Annotated in this window: 18 protein-coding genes and 1 pseudogene; 9 read left to right on the plus strand and 10 right to left on the minus strand. The window is 39.3% G+C overall.

Going from position 1 to position 15469, the window contains the following annotated elements:
* Positions 1-142: 142 nt before the first annotated feature.
* On the minus strand, positions 143-1024 hold the full coding sequence (locus tag ACTF6W_RS02515; protein WP_438992961.1) for a branched-chain amino acid aminotransferase: 882 nt from the start codon (positions 1022-1024) through the stop codon (positions 143-145).
* A 64-nt stretch (positions 1025-1088) separates the two neighbouring features.
* Between ACTF6W_RS02515 and ACTF6W_RS02520 the strand changes: the two genes are divergently transcribed.
* Positions 1089-1586, plus strand: coding sequence for a MarR family winged helix-turn-helix transcriptional regulator (locus tag ACTF6W_RS02520; protein WP_438992962.1), 498 nt, complete (start codon positions 1089-1091; stop codon positions 1584-1586).
* A gap of 3 nt (positions 1587-1589) precedes the next feature.
* Here ACTF6W_RS02520 and ACTF6W_RS02525 read toward each other — a convergent pair whose 3' ends face one another.
* From ACTF6W_RS02525 to ACTF6W_RS02540, 4 genes are read right to left on the minus strand one after another with little or no spacing between them, the layout of a single operon-like run.
* The gene (locus ACTF6W_RS02525; protein WP_438992963.1) at positions 1590-2771 is read right to left on the minus strand and encodes an NAD(P)/FAD-dependent oxidoreductase; all 1182 of its coding nucleotides are present in this window, start codon (positions 2769-2771) and stop codon (positions 1590-1592) included.
* On the minus strand, positions 2771-3613 hold the full coding sequence (gene proC / locus ACTF6W_RS02530; protein ID WP_438992964.1) for a pyrroline-5-carboxylate reductase: 843 nt from the start codon (positions 3611-3613) through the stop codon (positions 2771-2773). The genes ACTF6W_RS02525 and proC overlap by 1 nt, the downstream gene beginning before the upstream one ends.
* Before the next feature lie 9 nt (positions 3614-3622).
* Entirely contained in the window at positions 3623-4123 is a 501-nt protein-coding gene (locus ACTF6W_RS02535) for a YbjN domain-containing protein (protein ID WP_438992965.1), read from the minus strand.
* A gap of 2 nt (positions 4124-4125) precedes the next feature.
* Entirely contained in the window at positions 4126-4392 is a 267-nt protein-coding gene (locus ACTF6W_RS02540) for an accessory factor UbiK family protein (RefSeq protein ID WP_438992966.1), read from the minus strand.
* Positions 4393-4574: 182 nt separating this feature from the next.
* Here ACTF6W_RS02540 and lgt point away from each other — a divergent pair, with 182 nt between their 5' ends.
* The 8 genes from lgt (at position 4575) to ACTF6W_RS02580 (ending at position 11584) form a co-directional block, all read left to right on the plus strand.
* Positions 4575-5393: a prolipoprotein diacylglyceryl transferase gene (lgt, locus tag ACTF6W_RS02545; RefSeq protein WP_438992967.1), complete on the plus strand. Its 819-nt coding sequence runs from the start codon at positions 4575-4577 to the stop codon at positions 5391-5393.
* Positions 5390-6496, plus strand: coding sequence for a class I SAM-dependent methyltransferase (locus tag ACTF6W_RS02550; RefSeq protein ID WP_438992968.1), 1107 nt, complete (start codon positions 5390-5392; stop codon positions 6494-6496). The genes lgt and ACTF6W_RS02550 overlap by 4 nt, the downstream gene beginning before the upstream one ends.
* Positions 6497-6498: 2 nt before the next feature.
* Positions 6499-7245 carry a peptidoglycan editing factor PgeF gene (gene pgeF, locus ACTF6W_RS02555; RefSeq protein WP_438992969.1) on the plus strand — a complete coding sequence of 249 codons (747 nt, stop codon included), beginning with the start codon at positions 6499-6501 and terminating at the stop codon, positions 7243-7245.
* 95 nt (positions 7246-7340) lie between these two features.
* Positions 7341-8279, plus strand: a complete 939-nt coding sequence (locus ACTF6W_RS02560; RefSeq protein ID WP_438992970.1) for a ribose-phosphate pyrophosphokinase — start codon at positions 7341-7343, stop codon at positions 8277-8279.
* 158 nt (positions 8280-8437) lie between these two features.
* Positions 8438-9112 (plus strand): 50S ribosomal protein L25/general stress protein Ctc, encoded by a 675-nt coding sequence (locus ACTF6W_RS02565; protein ID WP_438992978.1) that lies wholly within the window; start codon positions 8438-8440, stop codon positions 9110-9112.
* A 25-nt stretch (positions 9113-9137) separates the two neighbouring features.
* The gene (gene pth, locus ACTF6W_RS02570; protein WP_438992971.1) at positions 9138-9719 is read left to right on the plus strand and encodes an aminoacyl-tRNA hydrolase; all 582 of its coding nucleotides are present in this window, start codon (positions 9138-9140) and stop codon (positions 9717-9719) included.
* Positions 9720-9724: 5 nt separating this feature from the next.
* Complete coding sequence (gene ychF / locus ACTF6W_RS02575) at positions 9725-10828, plus strand: redox-regulated ATPase YchF (protein ID WP_438992972.1); 1104 nt, start codon at positions 9725-9727, stop codon at positions 10826-10828.
* A gap of 30 nt (positions 10829-10858) precedes the next feature.
* Positions 10859-11584, plus strand: coding sequence for a tetratricopeptide repeat protein (locus ACTF6W_RS02580; RefSeq protein WP_438992973.1), 726 nt, complete (start codon positions 10859-10861; stop codon positions 11582-11584).
* Positions 11585-11595: 11 nt separating this feature from the next.
* On the opposite strand, the gene ACTF6W_RS02585 is transcribed toward ACTF6W_RS02580, so the two are convergent.
* From ACTF6W_RS02585 to ACTF6W_RS02605, 5 genes and pseudogenes are all read right to left on the minus strand, one after another.
* The gene (locus ACTF6W_RS02585; protein ID WP_438992974.1) at positions 11596-12531 is read right to left on the minus strand and encodes a helix-turn-helix domain-containing GNAT family N-acetyltransferase; all 936 of its coding nucleotides are present in this window, start codon (positions 12529-12531) and stop codon (positions 11596-11598) included.
* A gap of 105 nt (positions 12532-12636) precedes the next feature.
* Positions 12637-13167 (minus strand): adenine phosphoribosyltransferase, encoded by a 531-nt coding sequence (locus ACTF6W_RS02590; RefSeq protein ID WP_438992975.1) that lies wholly within the window; start codon positions 13165-13167, stop codon positions 12637-12639.
* Positions 13164-14042, minus strand: coding sequence for an S-methyl-5'-thioadenosine phosphorylase (locus ACTF6W_RS02595; RefSeq protein ID WP_438992976.1), 879 nt, complete (start codon positions 14040-14042; stop codon positions 13164-13166). The genes ACTF6W_RS02590 and ACTF6W_RS02595 overlap by 4 nt, the downstream gene beginning before the upstream one ends.
* A gap of 84 nt (positions 14043-14126) precedes the next feature.
* A complete protein-coding gene (locus ACTF6W_RS02600) occupies positions 14127-14975 on the minus strand; it encodes a cytochrome c1 (protein ID WP_438992977.1) in 849 nt (282 codons plus the stop codon).
* 4 nt (positions 14976-14979) lie between these two features.
* Positions 14980-15469, minus strand: a pseudogene (locus ACTF6W_RS02605) (cytochrome b/b6); the annotation flags it as partial.

Here is a 15469-nt window from a genome sequence, read left to right on the forward strand (position 1 = left end):
AAAACTAAAAATGAAAAATAAGCGTACCAAAGTAACCCCCTAGTGCATTTTGTACTTAAAGTATATTTTTAAGCTGCCGTTTTCGCAAGCACTAAAAAAAGGCGGCCTTGGCCACCTTAAAATTCAGTCGCTTTAAATTACACTAAACCTGTCGGTTATTCACTAAATCATCATAGTCGCGAACCATGTTCATACAAACATCACCCACTTTAAATGTATATTCACCAATCTGACTTAAGGGGGTGACTTCAACGGCAGTGCCAGTAATAAAAGCTTGTTCAAAGTCTCCCAGCTCTTCTGGCATAATTTTGCGAACGTTTACTTTAATACCGCGCTTTTCAGCAAGTTCTATTGCCGTTTGTCTTGTAATGCCATCGAGAAAACAATCCGGCGTTGGTGTATGAAGCTCCCCGTCTTTTAAGAAAAAGATATTGGCACCAGTTGCTTCCGCAACTTGCCCGCGGTAATCAAGCATCAATGCATCATCAAACCCATTTTCCGTAGCCGCATCTTTACACAAAGATGCAATCATATAAAGGCCCGCTGCTTTTGATTGTGTTGGGGCCGTATCTGGCGCAGGACGGCGCCATTTTGCAAATTCAAGACGTAATCCTTTTTGTTTTGGTTCCTCAGCAAAGTATGATGGCCATTCCCAAGCGGCAACTGCCACATGAATCTGTGTTCCTTTAGTCGCAACACCCATCATTTCAGCACCACGCCACGCGACTGGGCGCACATAGGCATCCACAAGACCATTTGCCTTAACAACGGCATCTGCCGCTGCATTTAATTCCTCAGCCGTATATGGCACTTCCATACCAAGAATTTCACCTGACTTGATCAAACGTTCGCTATGCTGATTTAATTTGAATATCTCACCGCCATAGGCGCGCTGCCCTTCAAAGACACAGCTTCCATAATGAAGCGCGTGTGATAAAACGTGAAAGTTAGCATCGCGCCAATTCACCATTTCACCATTATACCAAATTACACCATCACGATCATCAAAAGGCAGTATTGACATTAGAATCATCCTTTAAATTATTTTCTACTTGATATTTTTACCACTAGGTTTAAAATATGTCAACATGACTGACATAAATTTTAAAAATGAATTATCAACCATCTCCGATGATGAATTGTTTCTAAAGAGCACCAAGCTTCTTTATTTCGCTTATCGTGACTTTATTGCATGGCCAGATGAAGTGTTACAAAAATATGGATTTGGCAGGGCTCATCACCGTGTCCTATTTTTTGTAAGTCAAAACCCGGGTATGACAGTTGCAGAACTACTTAAGATACTTAACATTACAAAACAAAGCCTTTCACGGGTATTAAGCGCACTAATTGATCAAACCTATATTACTCAGGAAATTGGTGAAGAAGACCGTCGACAGCGATTATTATTTTTAACACAAAAAGGAAAAGAGCTCTTAAGAGAAGTTTCCATACATCAAAAAGAACAAATGATTAATGCGTGTAAAAATTCAGGATTAGAAGCGACAGAAGGTTTTTGGAAAGTTTTAACGGCACTGATTAATGAAGAAAACAGAGAAGAAATATTAAATCTGTCATTTAATAAATGATAATTAGACAAATTGCCCGGCGGCATGGCCAGACGCCCAGGCCCATTGAAAATTAAAGCCACCCAAATGGCCGGTTACATCAACAACTTCACCAATGAAGTATAATCCCGCGATTTTTTTGCTTTCAAATGTTTTAGACGACAATTCATCCGTACTTACCCCCCCCCTTGTTACTTCAGCGGTAGCAAACCCTTCTGTACCATTTGGTGTTAAACGCCATTCATTAACAAGAAGAGCTACCTTATTTAATTTTTTATTTGATAAATCCGCAAGTCTACCCTGCACTTCTGCTTGCTCGGTTAAATATATGGCTAATCTTTTTGGCAGTAAACTTGATAACACGGTTTGAATTTCTTGTTTTGGCTGCTCTTCTTTAGCAGTCTTTAGATATTCAAAAACTTGTGTATTTGGCGCAAGGTTAATGAGTATTTCCATACCCGCACGCCAATAAGATGATATTTGCAAAATTGCTGGACCGCTTAACCCTTTATATGTAAAGAGCAATGCTTCATCGAAGGACTTTTTACCACATGTTACCCTTACATCTTTGGACACACCACTTAATACACGAAAATCAAATATATATTTTTCACCAAACGTTAAAGGCACCAAAGCTGGAACCGGGTCGACAACTTTCAATTTAAACTGTCTTGCGACGTCATAACCAAAACCTGTTGCACCCATTTTTGGGATAGATGCCCCACCAGAAGCAATCACAAGTGATGCACAAGTCAATTCTTTATCATCAAGCGTAAGAAGGTATCCATCATCTGTTTTATTCACTTGTTTGACTGCAGAATTTAACATTACTTCCGCTTTATTCTCTTCACATTCAGCAAGCAATATATCAATTATTTGTTGCGAACTTTCATCACAAAATAGCTGCCCTAATGTTTTTTCGTGATATGCAATATTATGTTTTTCAACAAGGTTGATAAAATCCTGAACGCTATATCGTTTAAGGGCAGACTTATGAAAATGCTTATTTTCCGATAAAAAATCAGCATGTGTACAGTGAATATTTGTAAAGTTGCAGCGTCCGCCTCCGGAAATTCGAATTTTTCCAGCAGGCTTTTTACTCTTTTCTATGACTAAAGCTGTGCGACCGCGTTTTCCGGCTTCAATAGCGCACATTAGCCCTGCCGCACCCGCACCGATGATGATCACATCATAATGATTACCCATTATCCTGCGAGTTCTTTTGAACGTGCTTTCGCTTCTTGCATCGCGCGACGAATAGATTTAGCAATACCTTGATCAGACATTAAAACATCTAGTGCCGCGGCTGTTGTACCGCCCCGACTAGTAACATTTTCCCTTAATTTAGAGGGGCTTTCACCACTTTCTTCAAGTAAAGCTCCAGCTCCACTAACCGTTTGATGGGCAAGTTTATCACTTAATTCCTTAGGTAGACCGAGAGCCTCTCCTGCCGCAGCCATTGCCTCAGCCATATAAAAAACATAGGCTGGACCGCTGCCGCTTAAAGCCGTCACAGCATCCATCATTCCTTCATCTTCTATCCACTCAACATTTCCAACGGTTTCTAATAATGTTGAGCAAACCGCCTTTTGTTCGTCGTTTACAAGACTATTAGCAACACAAACGGTTATGCCTTTTCCAATTGCTGCGGGTGTATTGGGCATTGCACGAACGATGGCATGGTCTTGGCTAAGATGATCTTCAAAATAATGAATAGTTTTCCCTGCTGCGACAGAAAGGATAACAGTTTTCGATAAATCAAATGTTTTTATGGTTTCTAAAGCCTCACCCATCATTTGTGGCTTAACAGCCATAACAACAAAAGACGGTGTTAAAGTAGCCGGAATCAGATCAAATGTTTCAAATAAATTTCCAGAAGGCAATTGACTGAAATTATCTTTTATAGGCTTCAAATACGGATCAACGATATAAACTGCATCTTTACTTAACCCTTTTTTGAGCCAGCCTGCCAACATGGCACTACCCATTTTCCCACAACCAATCAGTAATAAAGGTTGTTTTGATGATATGACGGATATATTACTCATAAATTAACCTTAGGCGTTGCCAATTGTTTCCAGCATTGCCGCTTCAATTGCATCAGAAGGACTTTTACCGCCCCAAATCACAAATTGAAAGACTGGAAAATAGCGATTAATTTCTGCAATTATAGTACGAGTGACCATTTCACAGCTCATAGCAATATCTCCGCTATTTGTTGGCGGCACCATTGAATGGCTGAACATGATACTCTCGTCATCGCTCCAAATTGAAAAATGCCCCATATCCAGACGCTCATTAAGCATGGTTATAAGTTCCAGAATATCAGAACGTTTCTTTGGTTGGACCTTTACATCCATTTGTCCAGCACATTGGAGAATGTTCTTTTCGTCAATCCATAGGTAACGCAAATGAAAATCACACCACTCACCGTTTATTCCGGCGACGATTTCTTCATTTCCCAACCTTTCATAAGGCCATTCATTTTGGCTAACGATTAACTCCAATGTATCAAGTGGGTTAATACGTTCTTCAATTAATTCTGATGTAGAAAGCATTATTATTTTTTCTTTTTCTTAAGGGCATTAACTTCTTTTTTAAGCGCATCTATAGTTTCATGTAGCTCCGCATTCTCAGCTCGAGCAGCAACCGCCATTTCGCGAACCACTTCAAATTCTTCGCGAGTGACCAAATCCATATCCATTAAAACACTTTCAAGACGTGTTTTTACTTGGTTTTCCACTTCGGATTTAACACCATGAATGGTCCCTGCGGCACTTTGACCTAATCTGGCTAGATCACTTAATATTTTATTGTCTGATTGCACGATAAAGTCCTACATATTTTTAAGGGTCGGTTAATAGCTTATAATTACCATATATTTTTGCAATATGGCGAAACAATTATCAGTTGCCAAGAAACATTAAATGTGGGACAACGTGCGAGAGTTTGTTATTCCCTTGTAATGCTTTGTTTCGCTTGCACTTAAACGATAAACGGTATTTTTAAATGTCTGAATATTTATTATTCTCTGCCCTCTCTTATCCTAATATTGATCCTATTTTGTTTGAAATCGGCCCGATAGTGATTCGATGGTATTCCCTTTCCTATCTAGGTGGGCTTGTTTTTGCTTGGGCCTACATGACGCGATTAATTCGAGTAAAAGCACCTCCTTGCACACAAGAACATGTGAGCGATTACATATTTTGGGCAATGCTTGGTATCGTTTTGGGCGGCCGCACAGGTTATGTTCTATTTTATAACGCTTCATATTATATAAATAATATAGCTGATGCTTTTGCCATATGGGACGGCGGCATGTCATTTCACGGTGGTTTTATCGGTGTTTGTATCGCAACAATATTATTTTGCCGCTATCATAAAATCCCCCTCTTTCGCTTTGCAGATATCATTGCCTGCGCTAGCCCTATCGGTTTAATGTTAGGTCGGTTAGCGAATTTTATTAACGGCGAACTTTTTGGACGAGTAACAGATTCTCCTCTTGGGATGGTTTTTCCGAGAGGTGGACCTCTGCCGCGTCACCCAAGCCAGCTTTATGAGGCAATGCTTGAAGGATTGTTGCTCTTCTTAATTCTTTATGTTGTTTATAATTATACAAAAGCGCGCCATAAGCCGGGATTAATCACCGGACTATTTATCATCGGGTATGCGTCGGCACGAACGTTTGTTGAGCAATTCAGAGAACCTGACACGCATTTAGGATTCCTTTTGGGTACTGATTTCTTAACTATGGGGCAAATTTTGAGCACACCGATGATACTATTTGGCCTATATTTAATCTTTCGCCCAAGGAAAGCGTCTTTATGACAGCACTAAATGATCATCTAATAAAACTGATCAAATTGCATGGCCCGTTATCAATAAGTAATTATATGACGGAAGCTTTGACCAATCCTAAATACGGTTATTATGCAAAACAAATTCCTTTTGGCGAAAAGGGCGACTTTGTAACTGCACCAGAAGTCAGCCAGATGTTTGGTGAATTAATCGGATTATGGTTTGCCGATATCTGGTTAAAAATGAAAAAACCGCGCACCGTTCACCTCATCGAACTGGGGCCGGGAAATGGCACGCTCATGGCAGATTTCCTACGTGTTTTAAAAGTTCTTCCTGAATTTTTAGATACTATTAATCTGCATTTTGTTGAAACTTCAAAGCAATTAATTGAAATCCAAAAAGAAAAGTTAAAAGAATTTCCCAATAATAAAAATTGGTACGAAACAGTAAAGAGTGCTCTTTCTGCAACAAATGATGAAGATGGTGTTGAAGTGACCTTCATTATTGCTAATGAATTTTTTGATGCTTTGCCTATACGTCAGTTTCAAAAAGAAGAGCTTGGCTGGCATGAGCGCATGGTTACTGTTGGTGAGAGTGGAAAAAATCTGGAAGTAATGCTATCTCCCTTCCCAGTTCACGATGTTAAGCTCAATGAAAAATTAGTTAATGCGCTACAGCATAGTATCATTGAAGTTTCACCAATGACCGATTTTGTAGTTTTTGAAATTTGTAAACATTTTCAAAAAAATAAAGGTGCGGCATTGTTTATAGATTATGGTTATGATGAACATAGTACTGGCGAAACCTTACAAGCCGTAAAAAATCATAACTATCAGGGCATATTTAAATTCCCCGGCGAAGCCGATTTATCAGCACATGTGAATTTCAAAAGAATACACGATATTGTCGTTGAATGTGATCTAACACCATACGGCCCTGCGCCTCAAAGACAATTCTTAAGTGCTATGGGCATAGAAGAACGGGTTAAAACACTTCTTAAAGATGCAACGCCAGAACAAACTCAGGATTTGATATCTGACTTAAAAAGATTGATTTCTCCCGATGAAATGGGAACATTATTTAAGGTTTTGGGCATACTTTCGGTGGAAAGTATTGAAATAGCAGGTTTTTAAAAATGGCTGAATATGTCAAAAGTGAATTACTCGCAAAATCAAACAAGATCAAACATGGTTTTTTCACACGCAATGGCGGTACATCAAACGGCATTTATCATTCGCTTAACTGTGGGACTTATTCAAATGATCATCATGAAAACATTCTAAAAAACCGTTCTCTTGCTCTTTATACATTAAGTGAAAAATCGAAATTAATAGAAATCCATCAAACACATAGTAATGTTGTTCATATATTTGACAATCAAGAGAATATTCCCGATGCCGATGCGATTGTCACAGATCAGAAAAACATTGCCTTAAGTATCGTAACGGCTGATTGTTCGCCGGTTTTATTTGCCGACGAAGAAGCAGGTGTGATCGGAGCTGCCCATGCCGGATGGAAAGGTGCGTTTACAGGTATTTTAGAGAACACAATTTCAAAAATGTGTGAATTAGGAGCCACAAAGGAAAACATTACTGCCGCTATCGGCCCTTGTATTTCTCAAGCTTCTTACGAAGTCGGGCCAGAGTTTTTTGAAAAAATTCAAGATGATAAATACTTTTTAAAAAGCACAAACGAAGGTAACTTTCAATTTAACCTAGAAAGTTATGTTTACGATAAATTATTAAGTACCGGTCTTAATAATATTGACGCTTTAAACACGGATACCTATCCGATAAATAATGGTTTTTTTAGCTACCGGAGAAAGACGCATTTAAATGAAGAAGATTATGGGCGGCAAATATCAATTATTTTACAAAATTAATGCTAAAAACTGATATTCAGAGTCGCTTTTTGAAATATTTTCTGTATAAGATGCAATATCAATATCGGGTAATTTTTTATGGGACCTTTTAAAAAATGAAGATTATTTCTGGGAACAGCAACATTCCTCTTGCTGAATCAATTGCCAACCATCTAGGGATGGAACTCACTAAAGCCAATATTAAACGTTTTTCAGATGAAGAAGTCTGGGTCGAAATTCAAGAAAATGTTCGCGGCGAAGATGTCTATGTTGTGCAACCGACATCATACCCCACTAATGATAATCTGATGGAATTGTTGATTATTATTGATGCTCTTAAGCGCGCCTCTGCGCAAAGAATTGTAGCAGTTATTCCCTATTTTGGATATGCGCGACAAGACCGCAAACCTGGTCCACGTACACCGATTAGTGCAAAGCTCGTAGCAAACCTTATTACGACCGCAGGCGCTGATAAAGTTTTAACAATGGATCTTCACGCAGGGCAAATTCAAGGCTTTTTTGATATTCCAACCGATAATTTATTTGCGTCACCTGTTCTTGTTGATGATATGAAGAAAAGATATGCTGACGTTGAAAAATTGATGGTTGTCTCTCCTGATGTCGGCGGTGTTGTTCGTGCCCGTGCTTACGCTAGCAAATTAGATGTTCCGCTAGCCATTATTGATAAACGCCGAGAAAAAGCCGGCGTTTCAGAAGTTATGAATATTATTGGTGATGTTAAAGATTATCACTGTGTATTTGTTGACGATATCGTTGATAGTGCTGGAACACTTTGTAATGCTGCTGGCGCTCTTATTGAGCATGGCGGCGCGAAATCAGTGAGTGCTTATGTATCACATGGCGTGCTATCTGGCCCTGCCATTGATCGCATCAATAAATCAGCAATGGAACATGTTGTGACGACAGATTCAATTTGTTCCACTGATGCCGTAAAAGGCTGTGAAAAAGTGATAAAAATAAGCATTGCACCGCTCTTTGCGAAAGCGATCAGACGCATTCATGAAGAAAGCTCTGTTTCCGTCTTATTTGGCTAATAAAATAAATTAAGTCAAAACGAAATTAAGTGTTGAGTTTTGGCCAATAACGCGTTAAAAGCGGCGCTCATAAGGGTCTGTATCATAGATGATCACAGGCCCTTTGATATTAGCACCCCTGGAGGCTGATATCAGAATATAAATTTTTGGAGATAAAAATAATGGCAAATGCAATTATTAAAGCAGAATTGCGCACAAAAGCGGGTAAGGGGTCCTCTCGTGCAATACGTAGAGAAGGACGCCTTCCGGCTGTCGTTTACGGCGCAAAAAAAGAAGTAGCAGCGATCACAGTTGATTTCGTTGATATTCAAAAACTACTCAACACAGGCGCGTTTCTAAGTACTACATACGATATTGAAATCGATGGCGGTAAAAAAGAAATGGTTCTTCCACGTGATGTTCAATTCCACCCAGTTAGAGACTGGCCTATGCATATTGATTTTCTTCGCCTTGCACAAGATGCAACAATCGCGATCATGGTTCCGGTTCACTTCTTGAATGAAGAAGAGAGCCCTGGACTTAAAGGCGGCGGAATTATTAACGCAGTACGTCATGAAATCGAACTTGATTGCCCTGCGAGCAACCTTCCTGAAGCAATTGAAATTGATCTAACTGGGCTTGAACTTGGTGACAGCGTTCATTTCTCTGATATTACGCTTCCTGAAGGCGTTACACCGATTATCGATGACCGTGACTTTACAATCGCTACAATCGCAGCACCAAGTGGTCTTAAATCTGATGAAGAAGAAGATGAAGCAGCGACTGAAGAGGGCGAAGCTGAAGAGCACAGTGTAGAAGTTGAAGCAACTTCGCAGAAATCTGAGGAAGACTAAGCCTCTGGATTAAAGGATAATTGCCATGTTGCTGCTCGTAGGCTTGGGAAATCCAGGCAAACAATATGAACACAACCGGCATAATATTGGATTTATGGCGGTAGATGAGATCATCTATCGCCATAATTTTTCTGAAGCTAAGTCAAAATTTCAAGGGATGATTAGTGAAGGCCGCTTAGGAAATGAAAAAGTTCTTATTTTAAAACCAATGACTTTCATGAATTTATCCGGCAAATCAGTATCAGAAGCAGCGAGATTTTATAAAATACCATCTGAAAATATATTTGTGTTTTATGATGAACTTGACCTTGCCGAAGGAAAAATAAAATTCAAAACGGGCGGCGGTAACGCAGGACATAACGGCCTTCGTTCAATGGACCAATATATTGATAAAAATTACAACCGCATTAGAATTGGAATAGGACACCCAGGCGATAAAGCACGGGTAACGGGTCATGTTTTAGGTAACTTTTCCAAAACAGACCAATCATGGCTTGAGCCTTTGATTGATGCCATTGGTCGTAGTGCAGACAAATTAACCAGTGGTGACGGTGTCGATTTTTTAAATGAAATCGGTTTAATTTTAAAACCGAATAAGAAGGATTAAAGAAAATGGGATTTAAATGTGGTATTGTTGGACTTCCAAATGTTGGAAAATCAACCCTGTTTAATGCACTAACAAACACAGCGCAAGCGGCGGCTGCAAATTATCCTTTTTGTACAATTGAACCAAACGTTGGACAAGTCCCCGTCCCCGACCCTCGACTTAATAAACTGGCATCGATTGCGCAATCTAAAGAAACTATTCCGACACAATTATCCTTTGTCGATATTGCCGGCCTTGTAAGAGGTGCATCAAAAGTAGAAGGTTTAGGAAATCAATTTCTTGGGAATATCCGTGAAGTAGACGCAATTGTTCATGTATTACGTTGCTTTGAAAATGATGATATTACTCATGTAGAAGGTGTTATAGATCCGATCGCAGATGCAGAAACCGTTGAAACCGAATTAATGCTTTCAGATATGGAAAGTCTTGAAAAACGTAAAGCAGGATTGATCCGACGCATAAGAGGGCAAGATAAAGAAGCCAAAAAAATTGTTGATATGGTTGATCGTTGCCTTGCGGTTTTGGAAGAAGGCCTCCCTGCCCGTAAAGTTGAAGTGGCAGACGAAGAAGAACAAAAGCTCTTAGATAGTTTACAGCTTATTACGACAAAATCCGTGCTTTATGTTTGTAATGTAAGTGAAGATGATACAGTTGATGGTAATGAACTAACCAAAAAAGTTGCGGAAAAAGCCGCCGCAGAAGATGCCGTCATGGTTTTAATCTGTGCTTCATTAGAAGAAGAAATTGCGCAGCTTGATGACGAAGAAGAACAAAAAGAATTTCTTGCTGATCTAGGGTTAGGTGAAACGGGCCTTGGGCGCGTAATCCGTGCTGGTTATGACCTTCTTCATTTGATCACTTATTTTACTGTTGGGCCAAAAGAAGCGCGTGCATGGACCATCACACAAGAAACCAAAGCACCACAAGCGGCCGGAGTAATCCATACTGACTTTGAAACAGGCTTTATACGTGCCGAAACGACCGCATATGATGATTATGTTGAACATAATGGTGAAGCTGGCGTTAAAGATGCTGGGAAAATGCGCCTCGAAGGAAAAGAATATATTGTTCAAGATGGCGATGTCATGCATTTCCGTTTCGCCAATTAAAATATCAGTTTAACTCCTATTGGAATAATGATGAGATTTATAATAACAGCCCTACTCTATCTTGGATTTGGCACAATTGCGTTTGCGCAGGATCATACTCCACTATTTAATAAAATCTCAAAAATGGCCAACGAAGGAAATATCGAAGCAAGTTTCCATCTCGGCATGCTTTATACAAACGGGATTGGCACCGAAACGAATATCGCAGAAGGTGTTAAATGGCTAGAAAAAGCACATAACAATAATGAAGCTATGGCGTCATATGAACTCGGCCGATATTACGAAGGCCAAGTTGACGAAACTGTCGAAGTTAATGTTGAAAAATCTTTTAGAAGCAAAATGACTGCAGCAAATATGGGGCATTCGCTTGCACAATTTGAAATTGGTATGATGTATTTGAATTTTCGAAATGCCACGCAAGCGGAAAAATTCTTGATAAAAGCAGCAAAACAAGGCTCGGTTCTTGCCTATCAAACATTGGCATTGCTATATTACCGCGGCGATATGACCCCACTTGATCTTAAACAAGCAAGAACTTTTCTATTATTAACTGCAAAAGGAGTTGAAGCAGAAACAGCGAAACAGTTTCATAGCGTCATCGACCAACTTAACGCACAACTTAATGAAAATGATATTCTTCTAAGCGATGAGGCCTATGCAAATTGGCTAATTAAAAAAACACCTATTACTATCAATATGGAAAAAGGGCTTGATCGACCATATGAAATTGCTGATCTCCCTTATCCGACTGAGTAACGCTTTTTTCATTAACTTAATACTCGGACATATTTTTTTTCTAAAACTTTTGCACCGTAACGTGTCCCCCATTCCTCATGAACCAATTCAAATTTATTTCGCTCATAAAGTTTACGGGCAGCTTCCAAACCTTTAAATGTCCATAAATGCACTTCTTTAAAGTCGCGCTCTTCACAATATTGCATTGCCTTTAGCATTAAAAGCTTTCCTATCCCTTTTGACTGAATAGTGGGATCAACAACAAACCATCTTAAATGCGCCTGCCCTTCTTCAAGATCATTACCATCTATAGATATACCGCCGACAATTTTTTCATTCTGTTTTGCGTACCATGTTTGATTATTAATATTATCAATATTCATGATAAATTCTGAAAAATTCCTTCCAACCAATGCTTCAAAATATGCTCCAAAACCAGCAATCTCACTATAAATCTCAGAATGTAATGAAGTGATCGTTCCGATAAGTTTATTTTCATATCCTTCATGAATTGTAATTTCATTTGAAATACTAATTTCACGGTCCGGTAATAAAGAAGAGGCATATAAGTCTAAGCCTTGAATTGCAACTTTCAAACTTTCATCATCCATTTTTTCAAGGGCTTTTGCTGCCTGGGTATTCCCAAAAGCATGAATTTTTGAAACTGTATCAATACCTTGTCGGCTCAAAATTAATAATTTTTCTCGACCGTCATTCTCTGACCTATAATCTTGGATTTCTCCTTTTCTAATCAATGATGATATCATTCTACTAATTGACGACTTTTCTAGATATAAACGTTCTGATAATCGTTTTGCCGTACATTGCCCCAATTCATCAATTTCCAGTAATGCATGAACCGCACTTGGTGAATACTCTGTCCCTGCGAGAGTTCTATTCATAAAACCAAATTTTCGAACCATTAATCTAGTTGAGCGCCTAACTTTATTTAATATTTTATGATCCATATTTTCTAATAACTTCCATTTTTAAATTCAAAGATAAAATAATTAGTTGTATTATACAACTAATTATTTAAAAACTATGCTAAATATTAGATTGGTAACAGTATTTTACAAACCATCATATTCTGATAACGAAAATACTTTACAACCTTTTTCTTGAAGTTTAGCACTACCTTTTAATGCTGGTAAATCGACAATAAAACAGGCGTCACTGACTCGTCCCCCTGCTCGATTTATTAGGTTTAAAGCCGCAATAGCAGTCCCTCCTGTCGCAATCAAGTCGTCAACAATAAGAATGTAATCACCTTCCTTAATAGCATCGACATGAATTTCGAGTGCGTCTTTACCGTATTCGAGTTCATATTCCTCTTTATGAGTATCATGCGGTAATTTCCCAGCCTTACGGATCGTTATAAAACCAATACCTAACATATGGGCTATGGCACCACCTAATATAAACCCCCTGGCTTCGATACCGGCGACTTTACTTATTCCCTTATCACGGTAATAAGCAACAAAAGCGTCAATCATTTTGGGGTACGCAACATCACTTTCGAAAATAGTCGTTACGTCTCTAAACATTATACCTTCTTTAGGATAATGGGGGATTGTTCTTATATATTCTTTGACCCAGATCATTTTGATAAAACCCTTCCGGCAATTGCCGATATTTTTGATTTAACAGTTGGGTCAATCTTTGCTGGATCTGATAGCAAGGCATACTCTAATGCATGATCACACCCCTGCACGCATGGATGACGGTCATTGTTCTTTTTTAAGATTGGAACCAGGTTTTTAACAAGCCTTCTCGCGTTACCTGAATTTAAACCTAATGTCTTTCTTATTTCATTTACATCAACTTCGCCGTGCTCGGGATGCCAACTGTCATAATCGGTTACCATAGCAACTGGACAGTAACAAATCTCAGCTTCACGGGCAAGTTTCGCTTCAGGCATATTGGTCATACCAATGACATCACACCCCCAACTATGGTACAAGTTTGATTCTGCGAGTGTAGAAAACTGCGGACCCTCCATTGCTAAATATGTACCCCCTTTATGAACCTGTATCGAAAGTCCCTTTGAAGCCTCCATGACTAAATCACTAAGACCACCGCATGTTGGATGAGCAACCGATACATGTGCCACAACACTTTCATCAAAAAATGTTTTTTCACGGGTAAATGTGCGGTCGATAAATTGATCGACAATGACAAAGTCACAAGGTGCCATATGATCACGAAAAGAGCCACATGCGCTAATGCTCACGAGGTCAGTAACACCTGCCCGTTTCATAACATCTATATTAGCGCGGTAATTAATTTTACTAGGTGAGATATTATGCTCTCGGCCGTGGCGCGGCATAAATAAGACCTTCTGTCCTTCTACTTCTCCAATCAAGACATCATCTGACGGCTTTCCAAATGCACTCTCTACTGAAACCCATTGCTCATTCTCTATGCCATCAATATTATAAAGGCCACTGCCACCAATGATGCCTAATACTTTTTTCATGTTAGCTCCTCGCCATAAAAAATAAGGGCCGCTCAAATGAGCAGCCCTTACATTAAAAACTAGTTCAAAATTAAAAACAATGTTTTAAATTTTTGATGGATCGATGTCCTCACCTTTTTTCACTTTTGCCCAAACACGTTTGTTTGTGAAGTATAGCAGGATCACAAAGAAGAACATAAAGAGCATTACTTTTAGGCCCATTTGCTTACGTTCTTGCATCGTTGGGTCGGAAGCCCAGGCCATGAAGGTCGCTACATCGTATGCCATTTGGTGTATTGTTGCCGGTGTGCCATCAGCATATTCAACCATATCGTCATATAATGGTGCCGCCATCGCAATGGCATTACCTTCAATGTAATGGTTATAATAAGCACCTTCAGGTAATTCAAAACCAAGAGGTGCAGAAGCAGGTACTTCCTCCTCGTAGCCTTTCATGAGCGCAACAATATAATCTTCACCATATGTGCTTGAAAAGAAACCAAGATGCTCACGTGCCTTTACAAGTGTTGAGAAATCAGGGGGAAGTGCACCATTATTAGCTGCACGTGCCGCCGCTTCATTGGCGAATGGCGCTGGAAAATAATCGGCAGGAATACCAGGACGGAATGTTTCTTCACCGTCACCATCAATTGTTTCATACTCATATTCAATCGCGATAGCTTTGATTTCATCTTCATTATAACCAATGTCTGATAATGAACGAAACGCAATCAAGTCTAATGAATGGCAAGCTGCGCAAACTTCTTGATAAACTTGGAACCCACGTTGCAGCGAGGGAATATCCCATTTGCCGAAAATTCCAGCAGATTTATAGTTATTGCGCTCAGGATGCATTGCTTTTGGGTCAGCTGCATTTGCATTTAATACGGCAAATAACATTGTCGCACTAACTACAATAGCTATAAGGCCTTTTACATTGATGTTTTTTATCATTTTACTAGCCTTTCTTATTTGCGTCTAACACTGCAGCGGCAATGCTAGTTGGAATTGGTTTTGTTGTTTCCATTCTACTAACGAGCGGCATTACAACTAGGAAGTAACCAAAGTAATATGCCAACGAAACGCGCGAAAAGTCTGTTACGTTAAATGAAGCAAATAGAATATCATCGGGAGCCTTCTGTCCTAAGTACCCCAAGAACAAACCGTTTACCGCAAATATCCAAAAGAAAAATTGTGATAATGGACGAAAACGCAATGAACGAATCCGTGAAGCATCTAACCATGGCATTGCAAATAAAATTAAGATCGAAGCAAACATTGCAACAACACCAATTAATTCATTCGGGATCGCCCGCAAAATCGCATAGAAAGGTAGATAATACCATTCAGGTACAATGTGCGCAGGCGTTACGAGCGGGTTTGCTTTTACATAGTTATCTGGATGGCCGAGGAAATCAGGAATATAGAAAACAAAACTGGCAAAAAAG

It is taken from the genome of Pseudemcibacter sp., from assembly GCF_965661635.1.
GTDB lineage: Bacteria > Pseudomonadota > Alphaproteobacteria > Sphingomonadales > Emcibacteraceae > Pseudemcibacter.

Bases quoted from the DNA above. Each gene is read 5' to 3' on its own strand.
- ACTF6W_RS02560 (WP_438992970.1), top strand. From the start codon at position 7,341: ATGAAGATTATTTCTGGGAACAGCAACATTCCTCTTGCTGAATCAATT.
- ACTF6W_RS02515 (WP_438992961.1), bottom strand. From the start codon at position 1,024: ATGTCAATACTGCCTTTTGATGATCGTGATGGTGTAATTTGGTATAAT.
- ACTF6W_RS02595 (WP_438992976.1), bottom strand. From the start codon at position 14,042: ATGAAAAAAGTATTAGGCATCATTGGTGGCAGTGGCCTTTATAATATT.
- ACTF6W_RS02550 (WP_438992968.1), top strand. From the start codon at position 5,390: ATGACAGCACTAAATGATCATCTAATAAAACTGATCAAATTGCATGGC.
- ACTF6W_RS02580 (WP_438992973.1), top strand. From the start codon at position 10,859: ATGAGATTTATAATAACAGCCCTACTCTATCTTGGATTTGGCACAATT.
- pth (WP_438992971.1), top strand. From the start codon at position 9,138: ATGTTGCTGCTCGTAGGCTTGGGAAATCCAGGCAAACAATATGAACAC.
- ACTF6W_RS02600 (WP_438992977.1), bottom strand. From the start codon at position 14,975: ATGATAAAAAACATCAATGTAAAAGGCCTTATAGCTATTGTAGTTAGT.
- proC (WP_438992964.1), bottom strand. From the start codon at position 3,613: ATGAGTAATATATCCGTCATATCATCAAAACAACCTTTATTACTGATT.
- ACTF6W_RS02585 (WP_438992974.1), bottom strand. From the start codon at position 12,531: ATGGATCATAAAATATTAAATAAAGTTAGGCGCTCAACTAGATTAATG.
- ychF (WP_438992972.1), top strand. From the start codon at position 9,725: ATGGGATTTAAATGTGGTATTGTTGGACTTCCAAATGTTGGAAAATCA.
- ACTF6W_RS02520 (WP_438992962.1), top strand. From the start codon at position 1,089: ATGACTGACATAAATTTTAAAAATGAATTATCAACCATCTCCGATGAT.
- lgt (WP_438992967.1), top strand. From the start codon at position 4,575: ATGTCTGAATATTTATTATTCTCTGCCCTCTCTTATCCTAATATTGAT.
- ACTF6W_RS02535 (WP_438992965.1), bottom strand. From the start codon at position 4,123: ATGCTTTCTACATCAGAATTAATTGAAGAACGTATTAACCCACTTGAT.
- ACTF6W_RS02525 (WP_438992963.1), bottom strand. From the start codon at position 2,771: ATGGGTAATCATTATGATGTGATCATCATCGGTGCGGGTGCGGCAGGG.
- ACTF6W_RS02590 (WP_438992975.1), bottom strand. From the start codon at position 13,167: ATGATCTGGGTCAAAGAATATATAAGAACAATCCCCCATTATCCTAAA.
- pgeF (WP_438992969.1), top strand. From the start codon at position 6,499: ATGGCTGAATATGTCAAAAGTGAATTACTCGCAAAATCAAACAAGATC.